Origin of the sequence: Streptomyces sp. NPDC050842 (genome assembly GCF_044456565.1) — a bacterium.
Lineage (GTDB): Bacteria > Actinomycetota > Actinomycetes > Streptomycetales > Streptomycetaceae > Streptomyces.
In genome coordinates this window covers 16,116-34,973 of sequence record NZ_JBITGA010000018.1, presented here as the reverse complement: position 1 = coordinate 34,973, position 18,858 = coordinate 16,116, and the positions used below count along the sequence as shown (strand labels likewise).

General features: G+C 69.5%; 14 protein-coding genes, 1 tRNA gene and 5 pseudogenes. 12 read left to right on the top strand and 8 right to left on the bottom strand.

All coding sequences use genetic code 11. From position 1 onward, the window contains the following. Positions 1-122: 122 nt before the first annotated feature. Both ACIBG6_RS37955 and ACIBG6_RS37950 read left to right on the top strand, forming a co-directional pair. Positions 123-1,277, top strand: a complete 1,155-nt coding sequence (locus tag ACIBG6_RS37955; protein ID WP_399227328.1) for a hypothetical protein — start codon at positions 123-125, stop codon at positions 1,275-1,277. Between the two features lie 668 nt (positions 1,278-1,945). Next, positions 1,946-2,788: pseudogene (locus tag ACIBG6_RS37950) on the top strand (IS5 family transposase). Between the two features lie 67 nt (positions 2,789-2,855). Here the strand turns inward: ACIBG6_RS37950 and ACIBG6_RS37945 are convergent. After that, entirely contained in the window at positions 2,856-3,083 is a 228-nt protein-coding gene (locus ACIBG6_RS37945; RefSeq protein WP_399227327.1) for a hypothetical protein, read from the bottom strand. A 124-nt stretch (positions 3,084-3,207) separates the two neighbouring features. Further along, on the bottom strand, positions 3,208-3,675 hold the full coding sequence (locus ACIBG6_RS37940) for an IS5 family transposase (RefSeq protein WP_399227326.1): 468 nt from the start codon (positions 3,673-3,675) through the stop codon (positions 3,208-3,210). 208 nt (positions 3,676-3,883) lie between these two features. Here ACIBG6_RS37940 and ACIBG6_RS37935 point away from each other — a divergent pair, with 208 nt between their 5' ends. After that, complete coding sequence (locus tag ACIBG6_RS37935; protein WP_399227325.1) at positions 3,884-4,540, top strand: hypothetical protein; 657 nt, start codon at positions 3,884-3,886, stop codon at positions 4,538-4,540. On the opposite strand, the gene ACIBG6_RS37930 is transcribed toward ACIBG6_RS37935, so the two are convergent. The 3 genes and pseudogenes from ACIBG6_RS37930 to ACIBG6_RS37920 all read right to left on the bottom strand — a co-directional run. After that, complete coding sequence (locus ACIBG6_RS37930; protein ID WP_399227324.1) at positions 4,522-5,415, bottom strand: alpha/beta fold hydrolase; 894 nt, start codon at positions 5,413-5,415, stop codon at positions 4,522-4,524. The two genes, ACIBG6_RS37935 and ACIBG6_RS37930, sit on opposite strands and share 19 nt — an antisense overlap. Positions 5,416-7,237: 1,822 nt before the next feature. Continuing rightward, a tRNA-Met gene (locus ACIBG6_RS37925) sits at positions 7,238-7,311 on the bottom strand. A gap of 1,076 nt (positions 7,312-8,387) precedes the next feature. After that, positions 8,388-8,908 (bottom strand): annotated as a pseudogene (locus ACIBG6_RS37920) (transposase family protein); the annotation flags it as partial. 199 nt (positions 8,909-9,107) lie between these two features. On the opposite strand from ACIBG6_RS37920, the gene ACIBG6_RS37915 reads away from it, so the two are divergent. Next, positions 9,108-10,601: a hypothetical protein gene (locus ACIBG6_RS37915; protein WP_399227322.1), complete on the top strand. Its 1,494-nt coding sequence runs from the start codon at positions 9,108-9,110 to the stop codon at positions 10,599-10,601. Positions 10,602-10,638: 37 nt separating this feature from the next. After that, positions 10,639-10,791: pseudogene (locus ACIBG6_RS37910) on the top strand (transposase); the annotation flags it as partial. Between the two features lie 180 nt (positions 10,792-10,971). Here the strand turns inward: ACIBG6_RS37910 and ACIBG6_RS37905 are convergent. Continuing rightward, positions 10,972-11,598, bottom strand: coding sequence for a TetR/AcrR family transcriptional regulator (locus ACIBG6_RS37905; protein WP_399227321.1), 627 nt, complete (start codon positions 11,596-11,598; stop codon positions 10,972-10,974). 113 nt (positions 11,599-11,711) lie between these two features. Here ACIBG6_RS37905 and ACIBG6_RS37900 point away from each other — a divergent pair, with 113 nt between their 5' ends. The 4 genes from ACIBG6_RS37900 (at position 11,712) to ACIBG6_RS37885 (ending at position 14,569) form a co-directional block, all read left to right on the top strand. Beyond that, positions 11,712-12,425, top strand: a complete 714-nt coding sequence (locus ACIBG6_RS37900; protein ID WP_399227320.1) for an alpha/beta fold hydrolase — start codon at positions 11,712-11,714, stop codon at positions 12,423-12,425. Then, on the top strand, positions 12,388-12,528 hold the full coding sequence (locus ACIBG6_RS37895; RefSeq protein WP_399227319.1) for a hypothetical protein: 141 nt from the start codon (positions 12,388-12,390) through the stop codon (positions 12,526-12,528). The genes ACIBG6_RS37900 and ACIBG6_RS37895 overlap by 38 nt, the downstream gene beginning before the upstream one ends. Positions 12,529-12,874: 346 nt before the next feature. Beyond that, the gene (locus tag ACIBG6_RS37890; RefSeq protein WP_399227318.1) at positions 12,875-13,141 is read left to right on the top strand and encodes a dihydrofolate reductase family protein; all 267 of its coding nucleotides are present in this window, start codon (positions 12,875-12,877) and stop codon (positions 13,139-13,141) included. Positions 13,142-13,381: 240 nt separating this feature from the next. Continuing rightward, entirely contained in the window at positions 13,382-14,569 is a 1,188-nt protein-coding gene (locus ACIBG6_RS37885) for a HEAT repeat domain-containing protein (RefSeq protein ID WP_399227317.1), read from the top strand. Positions 14,570-14,912: 343 nt separating this feature from the next. On the opposite strand, the gene ACIBG6_RS37880 is transcribed toward ACIBG6_RS37885, so the two are convergent. Both ACIBG6_RS37880 and ACIBG6_RS37875 read right to left on the bottom strand, forming a co-directional pair. Then, a complete protein-coding gene (locus ACIBG6_RS37880; RefSeq protein WP_399227316.1) occupies positions 14,913-15,380 on the bottom strand; it encodes an excalibur calcium-binding protein in 468 nt (155 codons plus the stop codon). Between the two features lie 414 nt (positions 15,381-15,794). Then, positions 15,795-16,211: a hypothetical protein gene (locus ACIBG6_RS37875; protein WP_399227315.1), complete on the bottom strand. Its 417-nt coding sequence runs from the start codon at positions 16,209-16,211 to the stop codon at positions 15,795-15,797. Positions 16,212-16,479: 268 nt separating this feature from the next. Between ACIBG6_RS37875 and ACIBG6_RS37870 the strand changes: the two are divergent. The 3 genes and pseudogenes from ACIBG6_RS37870 to ACIBG6_RS37860 form a co-directional block, all read left to right on the top strand. Next, positions 16,480-16,875 (top strand): annotated as a pseudogene (locus ACIBG6_RS37870) (PPOX class F420-dependent oxidoreductase); the annotation flags it as partial. A gap of 93 nt (positions 16,876-16,968) precedes the next feature. Beyond that, positions 16,969-17,439 carry a GNAT family N-acetyltransferase gene (locus ACIBG6_RS37865; RefSeq protein ID WP_399227361.1) on the top strand — a complete coding sequence of 157 codons (471 nt, stop codon included), beginning with the start codon at positions 16,969-16,971 and terminating at the stop codon, positions 17,437-17,439. Between the two features lie 367 nt (positions 17,440-17,806). Continuing rightward, positions 17,807-18,763: pseudogene (locus tag ACIBG6_RS37860) on the top strand (IS481 family transposase); the annotation flags it as partial. Positions 18,764-18,858 lie beyond the last annotated feature (95 nt).

The window sequence follows — 18,858 nt, the reverse complement described above, 5'->3', positions numbered from 1 at the left end:
GTTTTAATGATCGTCTGCTTCAGCCTATTGATAAGACACTGTCAACGGCGGCGGGCGTTCCCCGAGTTCGACTGCGAGGCCGGGTCCGACCCGGCGCCGCGATCTGCACGGGGGTTCCTGACATGGGACGACGTATTGCCAAGGCCGGACTCGCGGCGAGTGCCGCGCTGCTGCTCGCCGCCTGCGGTGGAGGCACGGACCCGACCACGGTCGGAAGTTCCGGTTCCGGCGGCGCCGGGGGCGGGAAGGGCGAGGCCGGGGGCGGCGACGTCAAGACGGCGTCGCTGGCGCAGCCGAACACCGTCACCCTCTCCTTCTGCCACAAGATCGAGTATGGCGGCGGCGGGTGGGACTACGCGCTGACCGTGGAGTCGCTCTCCCTCAAGGACGGCTCGATCGTGGCCACGCGCAGCACCGTCCTGCCGAACGGCGTGGAGCCGGCGCGTGGCTGCCCCACCAGCGAGAGCGGGGGTCCGCAGCACCAGGTCGCCCTCGCCTTCAACAAGGACTACACGCTCGTCGCCGGCATGAAGGGCATGTCGCGGGCCGGCGCCTGGGACGTCGCCACCGGCAAGGAGGTCGGCGCGCCCGACCCGGACGCCTTCAGCAAGCGCCCGAAGAACCGGGGGGTGGCCTTCCACCCGGTCACCGGCCGGCTCTGGTACGACATGGGGGAGCACGACTTCCAGTCCAGCGACGACGTCGCCTCCCGCGACCCGAAGGCGGGCCTGACGTCCGAGGAGAGGGTCGCCTACGAGAAGCTCGGCGATCTGATGAAGCAGGACGGGCCCACCGCGACGACCGTGCTGGCCACCGATGACGGCGACTACGTGGCCGCCCCGGACGGGGGGATCGTGGCCGGGGGCGACAGCATGTGGCTCTCCCGCGTCAAGGCCGAGGGCCGCGTCGGCGCGGGCGACTTCCTGGAACCGATCGAGACGGCGGGCCTCGACGCCCCGGAGCTCGACTGCACGCCGGTCTTCTGGCGGGACGCCACCACCCTGGTCTGTGACGAGTTCCAGCAGATCACCTTCTCGGCCGACTACAAGAAGGTCGTGAAGACCGAGGAGCTGATCCCGGCGAACGACCGCTCCAACTCGGACCCGGTCCTCGCCCCGGACGGCAAGAGCTTCGCGTTCCTCTCCGAGGGCGAGAACGGCAAGACGGGACTGTTCCGTGCCGACTTCGTCCCCGGCGGCGAGCCGGTGAAGATCGCCGACGTGGAGGAGCCCGCCGACGCTCCGCATCACCTGACGTACCTGCTGCGCTGGAACTGACTGTCAGGCTGTTCGCGCGAACGCCCGCGCCGACGGGCCCGGATTCGGGCCCGCGGCGCGGGAGCCGCCGCTGGAGCGGTTTCGCGGCCGTCTGCTCGTCGTGCTCCCGCAGCATCCGCATGGCGGTCGCGGGCGAGGGGTCCTGTCCCTTCTTCCTGCCCGTGGTGATGACACGAGCCGGATGGCGATGTCACGCAGGCTCATCTCCCGGTCGCGCAGGTGGAGGGCCATGGAGAGCATGGACTCGTCGGTGACGCCGGCGCCGCCGAGGTGCCATCCTGCGCCCGGCAACGGGCCACCGCCCCGCCTTCCAGGCTTAGCGTCGCTTTTTCCGCGAGAACTACCGGAACCCCCATTTCGGGCGTCACTGACCTAGGTCGGTTCGTTTGGATCACTTCCGCTGGCCGGGGTTGTCGTTGATGATGTCCGTGTGACTCACCGCATCAGTGCTCTGATCTCGGCCTTCGGCGTCCTTGCCAGCGTGATGCTGCTCGTTCTTGCCGTTCGTGAGTACCGCTCTGGGGCATCGGTTCTCTGGCTCGTGGCTGGAGCCGTGATCTTCCTCAGCGCTTCGTACACGCTCGTGCGGGACGCGCGGCGACTCCGCACTGGGCCGACCGCCTGACAGCGGCACCGTTCCAACCAGCCCCGCCAGTCGTTGTTCGTGTGTGCCGTTGACTGACGCGCAGTGGGCGCGAATCGAGCCGTTACTCCCAGATCGGACACCACGGCGGGGTGGCCGGTGGCGGGATCATCGAGAAGTGATCGACGCGATCGCCTGGAAGTTCCAGACGGGATCGCAGTGGATCCACCTCCCCGAGAATTACGGCAACTGGCGAGGCGTCTACAACCGGCTGCGAATGTGGGCCATCGACGGCACGTGGGAGCGGGTGTTCACCGCGCTGGTCGCACAGGCCGACGCCGACGACGACCTCAACTGGGCCGTCTCGGTGGACTCGACCATCGTGCGCGCACACCAACATGCGGCCGGGGCCCGCAAAAAGGGGCCCCAGCCGGCGAACCGGCAGACCACGCCATCGGCCGGTCCCGCGGCGGACTGACCACAAAGATCCACCTGGCCTCCGATGCCCACTGCCGGCCACTGGCCTTCGTGCTCACCGCCGGACAGGCCGGTGACGCACCCGCCTTCGCTCACGTCATGGCCCGCCTTCGCGTTCCTCGACGGCGAGGACGGCCCCGCACCAGGCCGGACGTGGTCCTGGCCGATAAGGCGTACTCCTCCCGCGTGATCCGCGAGCACCTGCGCAAGCGCGGTATCCGGGCGGTCATCCCCGTTCCGGCCGATCAACGCGGCCACCGGCTGCGGCGCGGCAGCCGGGGCGCAGGCACCCGCCTTCGACCGCGAGGCATACAAGCAGCGCAACACCGTCGAGCGCTGCATCAACCGTTTGAAGCAGTGGCGGGGCATCGCCACCGGCTACGAGAAGACAGCGACTGTCTACTTGGCTGGACTGCACGTCGCGGGCATCTTCCTCTGGTCCGCCAGGTGATCCAAACGAAACGGCCTAGTCGTGGACGTGCCACCTGACCTGGGCGGACTTGGCGGTTTCTTTTGGATCATCTCGCCGACCAGATGAAGAGGGCGGCGATGTGAAGTCCGGCGAGGTAGATGGTGGCGGTCTTGTCGTAGCGGGTGGCGAGGCCGCGCCACCGCTTGAGCTTGTTGATGCAGCGCTCGACGGTGCGGCGCTGCTTGTAGGCCTCGCGGTCGAAGGCCGGCGGACGGCCGCTGTGGCTGCCGCGGGGTTCGCGGTTCGCGGCCTGGTCGGCGGGTTGCGGGATCACTGCCCGGATCCCGCGCCGGCGGAGATGGGTGCGGATCGCGGGACGAGTAGGCCTTGTCGGCCAGGACGGCATCCGGTGTGGTCCTGGGGCCGGCCGGTCGGCCGCGGCACCCGCAGGCGGGTCATCACCTTGGGAACGCGGGCGCGTCACCTGCCTGGCCAGGCGTGATGACGAACGCCAGCGGGCGGCAGCGGCTGTCCGCGGCGGGGGGACCTTGGTGGTCAGTCCGCCACGGGACCGTCCGAGGGCATGATGCTCCGGCTCGCTGGCCGGGGCCCTTTTGACGGGCCCCGGCGGCGTGCTGATGAGCGCGGACGCTCGTGGAGTCGACCGCGACGACCCAGTCGAGGTCGCCTTCGTCATCGGCCTGGGCAGGCAGGGCGGTGAAGACCTTCTCCCAGGTGCCGTCGGCCGCCCATCTCCGCAGGGGGTTGTGGGCGCCTTTCCACGACCCGAAGTGCTCGGGCAGGTCCATCCACGGCGTCCCAGTGCGGTACGTGAACGCGATCGCGTCGATCACCTGTCGGTGATCCCGCCAACGGCCATCCCGCTTCGGCGTCCTGTCCGGCAGCAACGGCTCGATCCTCGCCACTGGGCGTCAGCCAACGACACACATCAACCAGTGGTCAGACGACCCGAAGGAAACGCCCTAGTCGGCCGAGCCCTGGTTCGGGCACGATGAGCCTGTCGTGACCGTGCTGCACGCGCGACCGGGGGACTGTTGTTCGAGAACCGGGGGAGTGACTGTGGGCAGGTTCAGGCGGGGCAGGCCGGCAAACGAGATGGAAGCTCAACGACGGGTGCGACGCAGCCCGGTGCTCTTCACGGTGCCGATCGTACTGCTCGTCCTACTGACGGCGGTCCTTGGTTGGGAGGCCGTCCGGGCCAACATGACGGTGGCGGCCCGCGCCGAATGGCCATGGCGGCTGGAGCTCCTCGACATGGAGCCACTGGGCAGCCTGCTCGCGGTCGCGGTCGGCGCGGTCCTCGCCAGAGCGCAGTACGCCCGCACCGTACGCCCGGCGCTGGGCTGGCGCGCCGACTGGACCACCGGCCACCTGCGGGGCGGCATATCCGAATGGCAGGTCGGGCTGCTCAACGGAGGCGCCCACACCGTGGTGATCGAGACCTACGAATGCCGAGCCGTCCTGCGCGGCCACGACCCGCAGCACGCCGCCCCGTGGACCGACGTCGAGGGCGTGGCGGAGATACTGACCGAGGCCGGGCTCACCGTCGGAGAGGACTTCCAGCTGATCACCATGGGCAACTTCCCCCTGGTGGGCACCGGCTCCTACGAGACGACGATGCTCGGCGCCTTCTCCCAGCGCTTCGTCGACCAGGTCGAAGCCCTCCACCTCAAAGTCCGCGTCTGCGATGTCGTCGGGGACAGCCACGAGCGGATCCTCGACGCACTGAAGGGCTCCCGCTCGACCTCGTATCAGCGCCCGGCACCCTGACGCTCCAGCCAGCGCAGCACGTCCGGCAGCGCCAACTGCGCGGCGAAGTGACCGGCGTCCGGCGCGAGGACAAGCTCGGCGCCGGGAATGCGACCGGCCAGCCAACGGGTGTGCGCCACGGGCGAGAACGCGTCGTCGAGACCATGCCACAGCAGAACGGGCGCAGCGACCGAGGCGACGTCGAAACCCCACGGGCGGACGAAGGCCAGACAGTCGTCGAGCCAGCCGTGATGCGAGACCCGCAGAGCCTCCCGGTAGGTACGCAGCAGCACCGCCCGCACCCGGCGGTCCTCGACCACCGGCAGGTCATGCGGGGAGAGATCAGCACGCAACTCGTCGAGGAGGCGTACCGGGTCACGCCTAAGGACGACGGCCCGGGCGGCCAGGTCCCCTTCGAGCCCACCGGGATTCCGCCCGTCCAGATGGGCGCGGGCCAGACCGTACTCGCGCACGTTGAACGGCGTCATACCCGCGAACCAGTCCAGACCAGCCGCGTCCGGCGGAGCGAGCCCGACCAGCACGGCGGCCGCCTGGACCCGCTCCGGCAGCAGCGCCGCGCACGCGAGCGCGTGCGGCCCCCCACCGGACCGGCCGACCACCGCGAACTGCTCGACGCCGAAGGCATCGGCGACAGCCGCCGCATCCCGAGCTGCATCGGCGACCCGACGGCCCGCAGTGCGCCCGGACTCACCGTAGCCAGGACGGTCGTAGGCGAGGAAACGGAAACCCGGATGCTGCGCCGCGACCCCGGGCAGCAGGGTGCCCAGACGGGTACCGGGCGTCCCATGGAAAAGAACCACCGCAGTCCCCGAAGGGCTGCCCCACTCCTCAGCCACCAGGACCCGACCGTCATCGGTGCGCACAAGGTGTCCCATGAGAGAGAGCCTAGGCCCGAGCGGGCCCTGGCGGCAGACAGCGTCGGCGCACTGCAATCCTGGTTACGTCCTCCCCATGTGCTGGCAGTGGTCTCCTGAGTTCCACGCCTCTGCCCTGTGATGCTTCACAGGCTGCGCCCGCTGCCACAGGGCATCGCCTGATGAGGACGACCCCGTCTGGCTCTCCTCAGTGCTGTCCTGGGCGACGGCGGCTACGAAGTCGTCCGCCGCGACACCACGCGCAACGAGCATGAAGTCACCACCTCGACCAGCATCAACGACATCACCATCTGGATGGCCGCCCGCAGTATCAGCGCTCGCTAGCCCCAAATCTCGCGTCGGCGTCGAAGCTCTGCGGCCTGTTCCAGCGCCGCTGCTGCCTCTGCTCTGGCCCTGGCACGGTCCTCTTCGAACACGAGCACGCAGGCCAACGCGTCCAAGGCCCCCGCAATCCTCTCCCGCCAGTCAGCGAACTCGACAGAGTCGACATCGGGCGGCTGCTGCGACTTCACAAAGCGGAGATGGCGCAAGGCGCTTCAGCAAGGGTTCAACCACGAGACTTCTTTCGATCGGTACGCGGTCGACCCCATCGTGCACCACTTTCAAACACGGCCTAGACCCGGCGACCTTGGCCCGGGCACGCGGCCGCTATCGCGGCGGGGGAGCGGCCCGCAGCCGTGGTCCTCGGCTGGATCGGCGACCGGTACGTGGAGGCCCGGCATGACGAGCGGTGGCTGGTCGGCGCGGTACTGGACGCCATCACAGCTCGCCGCGTACGCGGTCGCCGGCGTGCCGGCCCGGGTGCTTCTGCTCGCCCGCGTGGGCGAGGGCGGTGGCGCCGACGGCGGCCTGGAGGACTGGCGGAGGTGGCCGCGGCGTACGGCTGCCGGGGCTGACGCCGGCGCCGCAGGTGGAGGGGGCGGGCAGGTGGTGGCGCCGTCCCCTTTGCCGTTCAGAAGCGTGCGTACGCGGCGTCGGTGCAGTCGCTGCACATTCCGATGCCGAGAGCGAAGTCGGCCGCCCTCTGGCAGCCGTCGCGCACTCTGCGATGTGCCGGGACGGCCCGCCCCCAATACGGCGTTCCGGCGCACAGCGTGACTGCCGCCGCTGGGACGTCTCACCCGGTCCCGGAGGCCACCAACGAAACGCCGACCTTGGGAAGCGCTACGACGCTGCGGTGAGAGCTCCCGCTGATGAGGACCTCTGAAAATTGGCGCTGTCCGGGGCTCCGTGAATCATCTTGCGGTCAGGCGGGTTCGCCAGGGCAAGTCATGCCGGCGTTTTTCTGGGTCTGGACGTCCCAGAATCTCGGCCAATGGCGTGCCGGTTCGTGCGGCTTCGATGCGACGTGCCCGCAGTTGGGCTCGGGTACGGGGGCGGAACTTGGGTTCCTTTCCGCAGCCGCATGGCCTCCGGCCTTCATAGCGCAGTCCGGCATTCAGGACCGCTGCGACGACGCTCCATGCCTTGATGTCGCGGCGTCGTGGTGCCGCGAAGTCACGGCCGGCACAGACCATCGGCAGGGAGCATCGGGAGCATCGGGGGCAGCGGTGCTCGCCGAGGTCCGGGTGCTGTTTGAACGCGACGCGGCACGTTACGCAGACGTAGTGCAGTTTGTAGGGCTTCTCGGCGTAGTAGCACACAAGGGGCGACCGTACCGGGCAGTGCGGCGGCTGACGAGACGGTTTCAACCCCCCCGGCTCGCGGACGGGGCCTGGATCCCGAAAGCTTCGACCTGTAGTGCCCCAAGCCTGCTGAGAATGCCGCAACTGCATAATCACAGAGGCCCGGATCCTGTGGATCCGGGCCTCATGTCATTCAGTAGCGGGGACAGGATTTGAACCTGCGACCTCTGGGTTATGAGCCCAGCGAGCTACCGAGCTGCTCCACCCCGCGTCGGTAGGCGCAACAGTACGCCATCCTTGGCACCACCCATGACCGGCGGGGACGATCGGCTGGTCGTCGATGCCGAGAGCGCGGTCGCGGGCCTGGGGGCCGGGTGGCGACGCCGAGGATCCGCTGGAGAGTGGCGAGCGGGGTGTCGGCGACGGCGCCGACGGTGGTGATGCCGAGCCGGCCGGGCGAGCGTGAGGCGGCGGCGCCGATGCCGGGGAGCGCGGCGGCTGGCTGGGGCCGGAGGAACGCCGCGATGTGCCGCTGCCCGTGCGCCTTGCACGCGCTGAGAACTGCCCCGGAACGCTCCGGCCGGTAGGAGGAATCGGTGACCGTCACGGATTGGAGAACCGGCGCCGCAGGAAGCCTGCCCCCCTGACACTGCTCCGGAAGGCGTCACATGCTCCGTCGCTCGGTTGCCCTCGCTGCCATGGCCATGGCCATGGCCGGGCCCATGGCCACTCCCGTCTCGGCCCAGGCTGCGAAGGCGAAATTGACCGCCCGTACGAGTTGCCACGAATGGCAACTCAGCGACGGATACCAAGTTCTCTGCCACTTCTGGGACGAGCCGTACACCTACCGGGCGTATGCCAGTTGCGGTTACCCAGGCGGAGCGGTCTACCGCATGTTTGGACCCACACGGCAGGCAGCCCGTGAAGGAGAGGGCGCCCAGGCATCCATCCCCGAATGCGGCTCCTTCGGGCCGGCCGTCGGAGGAGGACTGGACATCAACCCCTGAGTACACATCGGCCCCGGCTGTTGGTCGGCCCGAGCCGGGCGGGTACCGGAGCCGGTGTCGTGACCGGACCAGTCGCCCGCCGGATTCCCCCGTCGTCCGGGAAGCGGGCTCGGAAACGGGGAAGCCCCGGAGCGCACGCTCCGGGGCTTTTTCAGCGCGCCATGGTCAGGACAGCGACAGCGGCGGCAGCATCTGCCATTGGTACGAGCTGCAAGAGGAACCTAGGGGTGGGGCGGACTGGGCTTTGAAGACCTTCTTGGTCGCCTTCGCTTCGACGGCTAAAGCGTGTTGCAGAAGGTTGTGTCCGGGCAGGTCAGGGCCAGGCTTGTGGCCGTTCTGGTCATGTGGCGAGTGCGATGATGTGCATGTGGGCGACGGCCTGGACCGCGTGGTGGAGGCCGTTGCCGCGCTGTCGGCGGTCGCGGAGGATCTTGTAGTGCTTCATGCGGGCGAAGGCGTGCTCGACGAGGGCCCGGACCTTGCGGTGTTCGGCGTTGTCTTCCTCCTCGCCGGGCAGCAGGGCACGTCCTTGGCGTTTGCGGTGCGGGACGACGAGCCCGGTGTTGATGCAGGCGCCGTCGGCCAGCACGGTTACGCCCGCGCATTGGTCGGCCAGGCCGGAGTCGCGCCAGGCCCTCGCGTCGGCGGTTTGCCGGGCACCGGCCGGGCCGCGGCGACCACCAGCTTGGTGTCGGCGTCGATGATGACCTGCACGTTCGAGGAGAACCGGTAGTTGCGTGAGGACGCACCGGCCTTCCGGTCACGCACCGGGATCAGGGTGCCGTCCACGATCCACAGCCGCTCGACCGCGTCGGCCGGACGGGTGGCCGGCTCGATGGCCAGCAGCGGCCGCAGCCGCTTAGACCGTGTCCCGCCTCAAGGATCCGGCCTACCCATCCCCGGTGGTCTGACCTGGGTCTCGCTGTGCCGCGCACCGCCCACGTGACTGCCCCGCCCTCACTCCAGGAGGGCCGGGCAGTTTCCGTCACCCCGCGTCGAGCCTCTACCTTGAACTCCGACGGAAATTACAAGTAACGTCAAGCGCAAGTGAGTTGGGGAAATGGCGACAGATCCGGCGGATGCGGTGTCCGTCAGCGGGGTCGGGTTCGGGGACTACTACCGGGCGCATGCGGGGTCGCTCGTCGCCCTGTCGCTGCTGCGGGGCGCGGACCTGGTGGAGGCGGCGCGACTCGCCCAGGACTCGATGGCAGTGGCCCGACGGTGGATGGACCTGCTGGCCGCGAACGTGGTCGGGGCCGCGAAGGACACCAGGACCCCCGTGGTCACCGCGCAGGCGCTGCGGTCCTGGACGTGCCGGATGACCGTCGGCGGCGGCGTCGGAGCGCTCCGCCCAGCGCACGGGACGGTGCCCGCCCTCCTGGGGAAGGGCAGCACCGACGCCCTGGTGCAGGCCCGGACGGTGGTGGCGCTCGCCCCGCTGAGAGAGTTGAACGAGCGCCAACTCAACGTCACTGCCTTCCGGTTGGCCGGCTGCGCTCCGGGAGCGATCGCGTACGAGCTGGGCCTGTCGATGCCGAAGGCGCACCGCACCCTGCGCCACGTCGGCAAGCTGCTCGAAGCGGAGACAGGGATACGGCAGGCCACAGATGCCGAGGCACCGGAGGAGGCCGAGGGGTCTGCGGCGGCCGAGGGGACCGCGGAGGCAGACGTCAGGTTTGCGGAGCTGCTGGGCGAGCTGGCCGCCGCGCTGGACCCCGTACTCGACCTGCCGGCCGGGCTGGACGAGGTCAGCGGCTCCTTTGGTGCAGACGGGACCACCGCTCGCCGCGCCCCCGTACCGCCGCTGTGGAACCTCGGCCCTTCGCTCCCCGTGCCGCCCTTCGGCGCACCAGCGCCGCACTCGTTCGCCGAGCCCGCGCCAACTGGAGTGCGGGCATACGCGGCCGGCCTCGCCCGGTGCGAAGCGCAGGGCCGCGAGGCTGTGCTCGGCGGGTTTCCCGCGGTCGAGCTGGCGGCCGTGCGGCTCGGAGCGGTGCTCGCCCTTCAGGTAGAGCGATTCCGGCGGGAGGCCGAGAGGTCCGGGACACGGGCCACCAGGGACGAGTTCCGGAGGGAGGACGCCCGGGCGTTCGCGGTCGCACTGGCACAGGACGCCGCGCTCGCCGCGCCGATGTTCGACGCCGTGAAGGACCTCGACGTCCCGCGCCGCGTCGGCTTCCTGGCGGCGGGCCTCGCCCATGACGACCCCTGGACGAACGAGGTCTCCTACGACGGGATCGAAGCGTCCCTATCCCTGGCCCAGTTCCGGCGCGCGGCGGTGCGGGCGGCGCTGCGCGCGTTGCACCGGCCCGGGGCCGACACCTCTCCTCAGTCCGGCGGCTCGCTCGCCGAGGCCCTCACGCAGTCCCTGAGCGACACCCACCGGATGATCCACCAGCTCGACGAACTGAACAGCGACCTTTCGCGTGCCGAGTCGACACTGCCGGACGGCTACTACGTCGACATGACCCGGGACTTCGACCTGCACCAGAGTTTCCACGCGGACCTGGCCCTCGGCATCGACGATGTCCGGGAGGCCCTGTCGCAGCCCTGAAGCGTGTCTCCTCGATCTGCTTGTCGGTTGATCGGATGTGCCTGTGCGGTTGGTGATCACTGATGCGATGTGGGACCGGATCGAGCCGTTGATCCCGGCCGATCCGGTCCGTGTTCGGCGATGGGCCGACCATCGTCGAACTCTTGAGGCCATCGCGTGGAAGTGCCGCACCGGCTCGCCTTGGCGGGATGGATCCACCAGGCAACACCCGCGGCCTCACCTGGGCTTGTCCGACATCAAGGACGGCCTTCGGGCGGCTCAAGAAAACGATCGTTTGCCGACAGGGTGGGAACGTGTCGCTGCAGCCCGGCCTGCGGACGGGTGCTACACCCGGCAGATGCGCGTGAGTCGGCGAGGCCGGGGGCGGTGGTCAGCGGTAGGCGGCGAGGAAGACGCGGGCGCCGGCGGCGGCGTAGCGGTCGAGGTCGGCCTCGGTGTGCTGGACGGTGCCGGTGAACATGGCCTTGTTCACCGGGATCCACAGCAGCAGGCCGGAGAAGTGGTTCGCGGCCAGGAGTGTGTCGTCGATGCGGAGGAGCCCCTGGTCGGCCAGGCGCTGGAAGGTTGCCGCCAGCGTGGTGAGCCCTCGTTGGAAGCCTCGCTCGTACCACTCGGTTCCCAGGTCGGGGAAGACGTCGGCGTTGGCGATGATCAGGCGCCGCAGCTGGATCACTCGGGGGTCGGTGAGGGCGGTCAGGAACTGACGGGCGAGCCGGGTCAGGTTCTCTTCCAGGTTGGCATCGTCGGTGGGGAGGTCGGCCAGCAGGTCGATCGTGGTGTCGAGCCGGTCGGTGGTGGCCAGGACGATGTCGGCGAAGAGCTTCTCCTTGTCGGAGAAGTGCTTGTAGACGGTCTGTTTGGACACCGCGGCCAGCTTCGCGATGTCGTCCATGCTCGTTCCCGCGTATCCCTTGTCCAGGAAAACGCTGGTCGCTGCCTCCAGGATCGCCTCGTGCTTGCGCGCTGAACGGCTGTCCATCATCGGCTCCTTCTCCATGCGTCTGCCCCTCCCGCGAAGAGTACTGGACTGACCAGTACCCGCGTGGGTACTGTACCGTCCAGTTCCGAAGTGCGGGGCTTCCGGCCCTGCACACCCCGCAGATATGCAGAATGGAGTGGTTCCTCATGGACAAGGTCTTCTCTGCCGACGGCACGGCCATCGCCTACGAGCGGCAGGGCTCAGGCCCCGCGGTGGTGCTCGTCGGCGGCGCTTTCATGACGCGCGGCGATTCCGCCGCACTGGCCGGCCTGCTGGCCGAGCACTGCACCGTCATCACGTACGACCGCCGGGGCCGCGGCGACAGCGGGGACAGCCCGGAGTACGACGTACAGCGCGAGGTCGAGGACCTGGACGCCCTGATCGAGCGCGCGGGCGGCGAGGCGATGGTCTTCGGCATGTCATCCGGCGCCGTACTGGCGCTGGAGGCCGTCGCCCGGGGCAGCGCCGTCTCCAGGCTGGCCATGTACGAGCCGCCCTTCATCACCGACTCCAGCCGCCCACCGTTGCCCGCCGACTACGTCGCCCACCTGACGGACCTCGTGAAGCAGGGGGCGTACGGCGACGCCGTGGCCTACTTCATGACCGCAGCCGTGGGCATGCCCTCCGAGGCCGTCGCCGGGATGCGGCAGGCCTCCTTCTGGGCAGGTATGGAAGCCACCGCCCGCACCCTGCCTTATGACGGCCAGGTCATGGGTGACACCATCCGGCCGGCCGCTGCCCGCCGACCGCTGGCGGTCTGTGACGGTGCCCGTCCTCGTCGGCAGCGGGGACGCGGGCGCCCCGCACATGCTCACCGGCGCGCGGGAACTCGCCGCCCTGGCTGACAACTTCACCCTGCAAGTCTTCCCCGGCCAGGAGCACAACATCGGCCCAGAGCTCCTCGCCCCCGCCCTGACCGGCTTCTTCAGCACCGGGGAGCAGGCATGAGCAAGGTCTTCGCCAGTCTGGGCATGTCCCTGGACGGGCTTCATCGCCGGCCCCCATTCCCGTCCCGACAACCCGCTCGGTGACGGCGGAATGCGCATCCACGAATAGGTCTTCGGTGTCGAACTCCGGCGGGAGCGCCAGAGCATCGGCGGCGGGCAGACAATCAGGACGACGACATCGTCCAGGAGAACTTCTCCCGCGCCGGCGCCTACATCATGGGGCGGCAGATGTTTGCCGAAGGAGAGGTCGGCTGGCCGGACCCGCCGCCCTTCCGCGCCCCCGTCTTCGTCCTCACCCACATCCCGCGGGAACCATGGGTACGGCAGGGTGGCACTACCTTCACCTTGTGACCGAAGGGCTTGGCAGCGCACTGGCCCAGGCTCGCCAGGCCGCAGGGGACAGAGACGTCCAGATCTCCGGAGGTGCGGACACCGTACGACAGTTCGGCGACGCCGGACTGCTGGACGAACTCCAGATCCACCTCGCGCCCCGCGTACTCGGCTCGGGCGTCCGGCTCTTCGACGGCGTCTCACCTGGTCTCGGCCTCGAACCCACCCGGGTGGTCGACTTCCCCCAGGTCACTCACCTCACGTACCGGATCACATCGTCCTAGGCTCCTCCTGGAGCCATGACGATCCTGGAGCGGCGGCCATCGACCGCCTGCCGCTACACCTCAGCGTGCCCGTGGCCCCGGAGCTCGACGAGCGGCTGCGCGGTCGTGGCTGGTCACCCGGTACGCCGACTGCACAGCGGTACTGCGCGACCACAGCGTCTTCGCCCGCGACCGGCGCCGCACCGGCGCCTCTCTTGCGAGAAGGGGGTTGTTGTCGGTAGCTGCTGGCAGAGTGCGGGCATGACGGACGACGAGAGTGCCCGTATGACGCGGATCCTGAGCGGGTTGCCGGCGGAGGCCCGCGAACTGCTGTCGGGGACGGAATGGGGTTCCCTCCACCACGCCTACGGCCCCGCTGTGGACATACCCGTCTCTCTGTGCTCCCTCGTGGACGCGGATCCCGGAGTGCGGTCGGAGGCGTTGGCCGCGTTGGACATGGCCGTACTGCACCAGGGCTCGCTGTACACCGTCACCGCGCCCGCGGCGCTGTTCGTCGCCGCGATCCTCAGCCACCCCATGGGCTTTGCCGAGCACGAGGGCCATTTCCCATGGGACAACGGGCCGCCTCGCAGCCTACGGGCCGAGCTGCTCGTCTGGCTGAGGCAGGTGGCCGAGGCAGCCGCCTATGGGGAAGATCCGGCAAAGGACCGCACCGACTGGCAGTGGGAGCCCTGGCACGACGCGACGCGACGCGAGCACGACCCGGACGAGCTCGCCGCACTGCACGCGTGCCGCGACATACGCCCCACCCTGTACAACGCTGTCGAGCCGTTCCTCACCTCTGCCGATCCCCACGTCCGTGAGGCCGCGCTCGGCGCCGCACTGCCGCTCCTCGCCGCCCGAGGGCTCGTCGACCGGATACCGCGGGCCGCCGCCCTGCTACGGGCGCGTCCGGGCGAGGCCCGACGGGAGCGAGCAGGGGTGGCGCGGGCGCTCGCCGTGTGGGGGATGGACACCTCGGATCTGCTCGCCGATTCCGACCCGGCCGTGCGGGTCTGCGCCGCGCTCGGTCCCGCCCATGTCGATCGGCCACGCGCTCTCGCCGTCCTCCTCGACGCGCTGCGGGACCCGCGAACGACGGACGGCTGGTTCCCCGAGCCGCTGCCCGGGCTAGACGGGTGGTTCCGGTTCACCGTGCTGCGCGCCGCACTCGCCCTGGCCGAATCGTTCGATGAGGTGGCGCCGGTGGCCGTCGCCATCGTGGCCGCCGCCGGTGCGTCATTCACCGACCACGAACGCGGGCCGATTCTGTTCAGAGCCTTCCCCGGCGGCTACGACCCGTCCCACCCGCTCACCTCCGCCCAACGCGATCTGCTGCGGGCCTTCGTGGACACCGACGAGGCGACAGGCGGCATCGCCGGCAACGGGTCGTGGTTCCGCGCGGCCGGGCTTCCCGAGGACCGGGACAGCATCGCGGCGTTGCTGTGACACTGTCCGCCCCCGCATCATGCCTCGCCTGAGGTCGAGCATCGAAGCTGTCCACCCAGGCCATCCATCGCGCACAGTCACAATGCGTGACCGGGGGTTGCAATTGGCGCGTGAGCCCTACAGATCGCCGCGGTACAGCGGCTTCCCGCAGCGCTCGCCCGGGACGCCGCCGCGCACCTCATGGCCGTCCGCCCAGGCCCACAGGGCAACCACGCGCCGGGCGGCCGCGTCCAGGGCTCCTCGCAGGGGAGCCCTGGACGCGGCCGTCGGAGCGTGGGGTGCCGTCCTTCGCTCTGGGAGCAGTACCGGCGGGCCGCCCCACCCTCTTCTCGGGCCAGGTCGTTCAAGACCGTTGACGCGAACGCCTGACGGCGAGGTAGCCGCCCGCCACGGCTGCCCCGGCGGCCAAGGCCAGGCCTGCGCCCATGCTGAGACCGGACGGGCCGGATGCTCCGCCGACTCCGGCCCGGGTGCCGCGACTCGGAACGACGGGGTCCGGAACGACGGGGGCCACCGGCTGAATGGTGGCGGCACTCGGATTCACCGGCTGGACGGCGGTAGAGCTCGGGCTCACTGGCGGCACCGTGCCCGCGCTGCGCCTAGGCAGTACTTCGCAGGCGATGCCGTCATCGGGGCCCTGGTCTTCATCGAGCCGGTTCGGGTCGCTCGTGTCCCGGTTGAACTCCGCCTGGGCGTCTTCCTGGAAGCGGAAGTCCCGGCAGTCGAGATCCTGAGCATGAGCGACGCCGGACAACGGGGCGACAGAAGCGATCGCCAGAGCTATGCCGGCGACCACGCTGCGACTGCTCATCAGAAGACCTCCTCAGTGCCCTGCAAGCGTCACCCCACGCTAAGAACGGCCCACGACCAGAGCGCGTGATGCTAGGCCGAACGAGCATCGCTCCGTTGGCTCCCAGTCTGTTTTGCCTGGTAGCGGACATGCTGTTGGCTGTCAGGCGTCCCCTGGCAGGCGATCTTGCCCGTTTGCCAAGTGATCTTGATGGCCAGCAGGTTTCTGTCACGTCTTCTTGCCCCCGACGGACAGCCTGTACGGGCGGCTACGGTCTCGGTCCTCTCCACTGGAAGGGGCTGAGCTGTGCAGGCGAGTAGCCGCGTTACGACCGGCCACCAGTAAGGCGCTGATTCTGGTGGAGGCGCAGAGGACGTGGCCCGCGCCGCCCACCAAGCGGTGCGCGCGATGACCGCCTGGGCATCAGGTTCGGGATCAGCGCTGGTGGTAGAGCTCGTGATAGGTGTGGAAGCCGAAGAAGCAAAGGCCGTCGAACTCGGCCCCGGACTCGATCTCCTGCAGAGTCCAGGGACGGTCGGAGTAATCGTCAGTCGCGACGCCTCCGTGCTCAAGCAGCAGTGCGACCAGGTGGTGGACCTCTGCGGTTCCATCGATCCGCCCGGAGATGTCAATCCGGACTGCCCAGGTGGGGTGGTGACCGATGGCCGCTTCGACGGCCGCCACGTCGTCAGGATCCCAGTCAGAGAAGAGGCGGCCGCTCTGCTCATCGTCGATGTCGATGGAGAGGCTGCCTGCCAGAACCCACGGCTCGCGCTGCTGAGGCAGATGCCGATCGAGTGAGGCGACGGGCTCAGCTCGCTCACCTGCAGGAAACACGAACACGGTGCGCATGGGCGGAGCGTAGGTGGTGCGGCTTCTCGGAATCCACGGAGATTCGGAGATTCAGGGCTGTCGCGGGTTCGTCGCCGCCGTGGTGGTGCGCGTGGCGATGTCGGCGAAGGCAGGCGTGCCCCCTCGGGCGGTACCGGCCCCGTACCTACGCGGCGTCCGCGCTCGCGGTCCCGTCGGCGACGGGCGGCCTTCCGGTCCGACGCTTCGGGTCTGAGCCGCCCCAGGTATTCCGGTGCGCATCCCCGGACGTCCGCATAGCCTCCCCACCATGCCCCTTGAGATGAACACCACGATGAACGACGCCGTACGCGACCTGCTCGACGCCCCGCACATGGCCGTGCTCGCCACCCTCAACCCCGACGGCGCCCCGCAGAGTTCGGTGGTGTGGGTCAGTCGCGACGGCGGCGAGTTGCTGATCTCCACCACACAAGGCCGGCGCAAGGCGCTGAACATGCTCCGGGACCCGCGCGTCGGCCTGACGATCTTCGACCCCGCCGACCCCGACCTGTACGTCGAAATACGCGGCACGGCCACCCTCACCGAGGACACCGGCCGGGCGGTGGCCGTCCGCATCGCCGAGGAGTACCTCGGTCCGGGCGGCGGCAAGGAGTACGCGGAGGCTCCGGCGGAAGAGGTCCGCGTGGTCGTCCGCATCACGCCGACGAGGATCCTCGGCAGTGCCACGAGGGCTACTGCCCGGACGCCGAAGGCTGCCGCCGACCGGCGGGACGACCGGCGGGACGACCGGCGGAACGACCTGCCCGTGGTCCTCGAGGAGATCACGGACGAGAACTGGCGGGGCGTCGCCGACGTCGCCCCCGCCGACGACCAGCGCAGGTTCGTCGCCGCGCTCGGCGCGCGCTATCTGCTGCTCTCCCAGCGGGGCGGGCTCTGGAACTCCCTTGCGGTCCGTGCCGGGGAAGAGGTCGTGGGCCACATCATGTGGGCGTACGACGACGAGGACGGCACCCACTGGATCGGCGGCATGGTCGTCGACGCCGCCGAACAGGGCAAGGGCATCGGCCGCGCCGCGCTGCGGACCCTGCTGGGTCGCCTCGCCGCGCTCCCGGACTGTCGGGAGATACGGCTCTCGTACCACCCGGCGAACACCCCGGCCGCGCGCCTCTACGCGGACCTCGGCTTCACGCCCACCGGTGATTTCGAGGACGAGGAGATCGTGGCGGCGCTGAGCGCGGAAGCCGCCGCCGCTGTCGCTGCCGCCGCCTAGGCCTGGCCCGGGGCGGTGGCGCTGTACTGAGCGCCCCGCCGCCGGCCGCGTGACGACAAACCCGCGTGGGAGAGCACCACGGCCCACGACGAGACCGTGCGTGGGCACGCCCAAAGACGATTAGTCAGGTCATTCGCACGCCGACCATCAATCAACCCATGGCTGTATCCGGCACGTTCACCACACGCCCTAGCTGTATTGGTCACGAGCGTTGTTGACACTGGTCTGGCCTTGAACATGGCGAAGACCTCCGGTGTGGTGGGAGCTGTCTAGGAACTCACCTCACGGAGGTCTTCGTGGCCGGGGCCGCGGCGGGTACGGGGCCGGTGTCGCCGTCCCCTGTCCCGGCCCCGGATCGGGTGCGCAGGCGGCCCACCGTAATGCCCGGCTGACCGTCTTCGGTGGGAGACTGTTGGTCGAACGTGTCTGCTCAGGCCGTCCGGTCGCTCATGTGGCCGCGGAGATGGGCATTTCCAGGGCTACGGCCCACAAATGGATCCGCCGGTGGCAGGCCGAGGGCGACGAGGGCCTGGCCGATCGGCCGAGCCGGCCTCGCACGACGCCGCACCGGACAGCGGCCGCCCTGGAAGAACGGGTCTGCAGCCTGCGGCGGACGCGCAAGCTCGGGCCTGCCCGGATCGGTCCGATCGTGGGACTGCCCGCATCCACCGTGCACCGGATCCTGACCCGGCACCGGCTGAACCGGCTGGCCTGGCTCGACCGCCCGACCGGCGTCGTCATCCGCCGCTACGAACGCGAACGTCCCGGCGAACTCCTCCACGTCGATGTGAAGAAGCTCGGCCGGATCCCTGACGGCGGCGGCCACAAGGTCCTGGGCCGCCAGGCCGGCCGGACCACCCGCAGCCAGATGGGTTTCGACTACGTCCACTCCGCCGTGGACGACCACTCCCGCCTGGCCTACAGCGAGATCCACCCCGATGAGAAGGTCGCGACCTGCGCGGCCTTCCTGACCCGCGCGGCCACGTTCTTCCACACCCACGGCATCACCCGCATCGAACGCGTTCTCACCGACAACGCCTGGGCCTACCGCAAGGGCCTCGCCTGGAAAGCCGCCCTGGCCGACCTCGGCGCAACCGGCAAACTCACCCGCGCCTACCGGCCCCAGACCAACGGCAAGGTCGAACGCTTCAACCGCACCCTGCTCGACGAATGGGCCTACCAACGGCCCTACACCTCGAACACCGAGCGGACCGAAGCCCTGACAGACTTCCTCCACACCTACAACCACCACCGTTGCCACACCGCACTCGACGGACACCCACCCATCAGCCGCGTCAACAACGCTGCGAGCCAATACAACTAGCGCCTGCCCGGCGACGGCCAGTGGACGACGTCGACCACGATTGCGTCTAATGAATCCGATCAGTGTGCGGTCCGGCAGGAATTCGGCTGCGCAGC

Coding starts and splice junctions, on each gene's coding strand:
- ACIBG6_RS37875 (WP_399227315.1), bottom strand. CDS start 16,211: ATGCGCACCGTGTTCGTGTTTCCTGCAGGTGAGCGAGCTGAGCCCGTC.
- ACIBG6_RS37895 (WP_399227319.1), top strand. CDS start 12,388: ATGCTCACCGGCGCGCGGGAACTCGCCGCCCTGGCTGACAACTTCACC.
- ACIBG6_RS37930 (WP_399227324.1), bottom strand. CDS start 5,415: ATGGGACACCTTGTGCGCACCGATGACGGTCGGGTCCTGGTGGCTGAG.
- ACIBG6_RS37900 (WP_399227320.1), top strand. CDS start 11,712: ATGGAGTGGTTCCTCATGGACAAGGTCTTCTCTGCCGACGGCACGGCC.
- ACIBG6_RS37880 (WP_399227316.1), bottom strand. CDS start 15,380: ATGAGCAGTCGCAGCGTGGTCGCCGGCATAGCTCTGGCGATCGCTTCT.
- ACIBG6_RS37915 (WP_399227322.1), top strand. CDS start 9,108: ATGGCGACAGATCCGGCGGATGCGGTGTCCGTCAGCGGGGTCGGGTTC.
- ACIBG6_RS37955 (WP_399227328.1), top strand. CDS start 123: ATGGGACGACGTATTGCCAAGGCCGGACTCGCGGCGAGTGCCGCGCTG.
- ACIBG6_RS37905 (WP_399227321.1), bottom strand. CDS start 11,598: ATGGAGAAGGAGCCGATGATGGACAGCCGTTCAGCGCGCAAGCACGAG.
- ACIBG6_RS37885 (WP_399227317.1), top strand. CDS start 13,382: ATGACGGACGACGAGAGTGCCCGTATGACGCGGATCCTGAGCGGGTTG.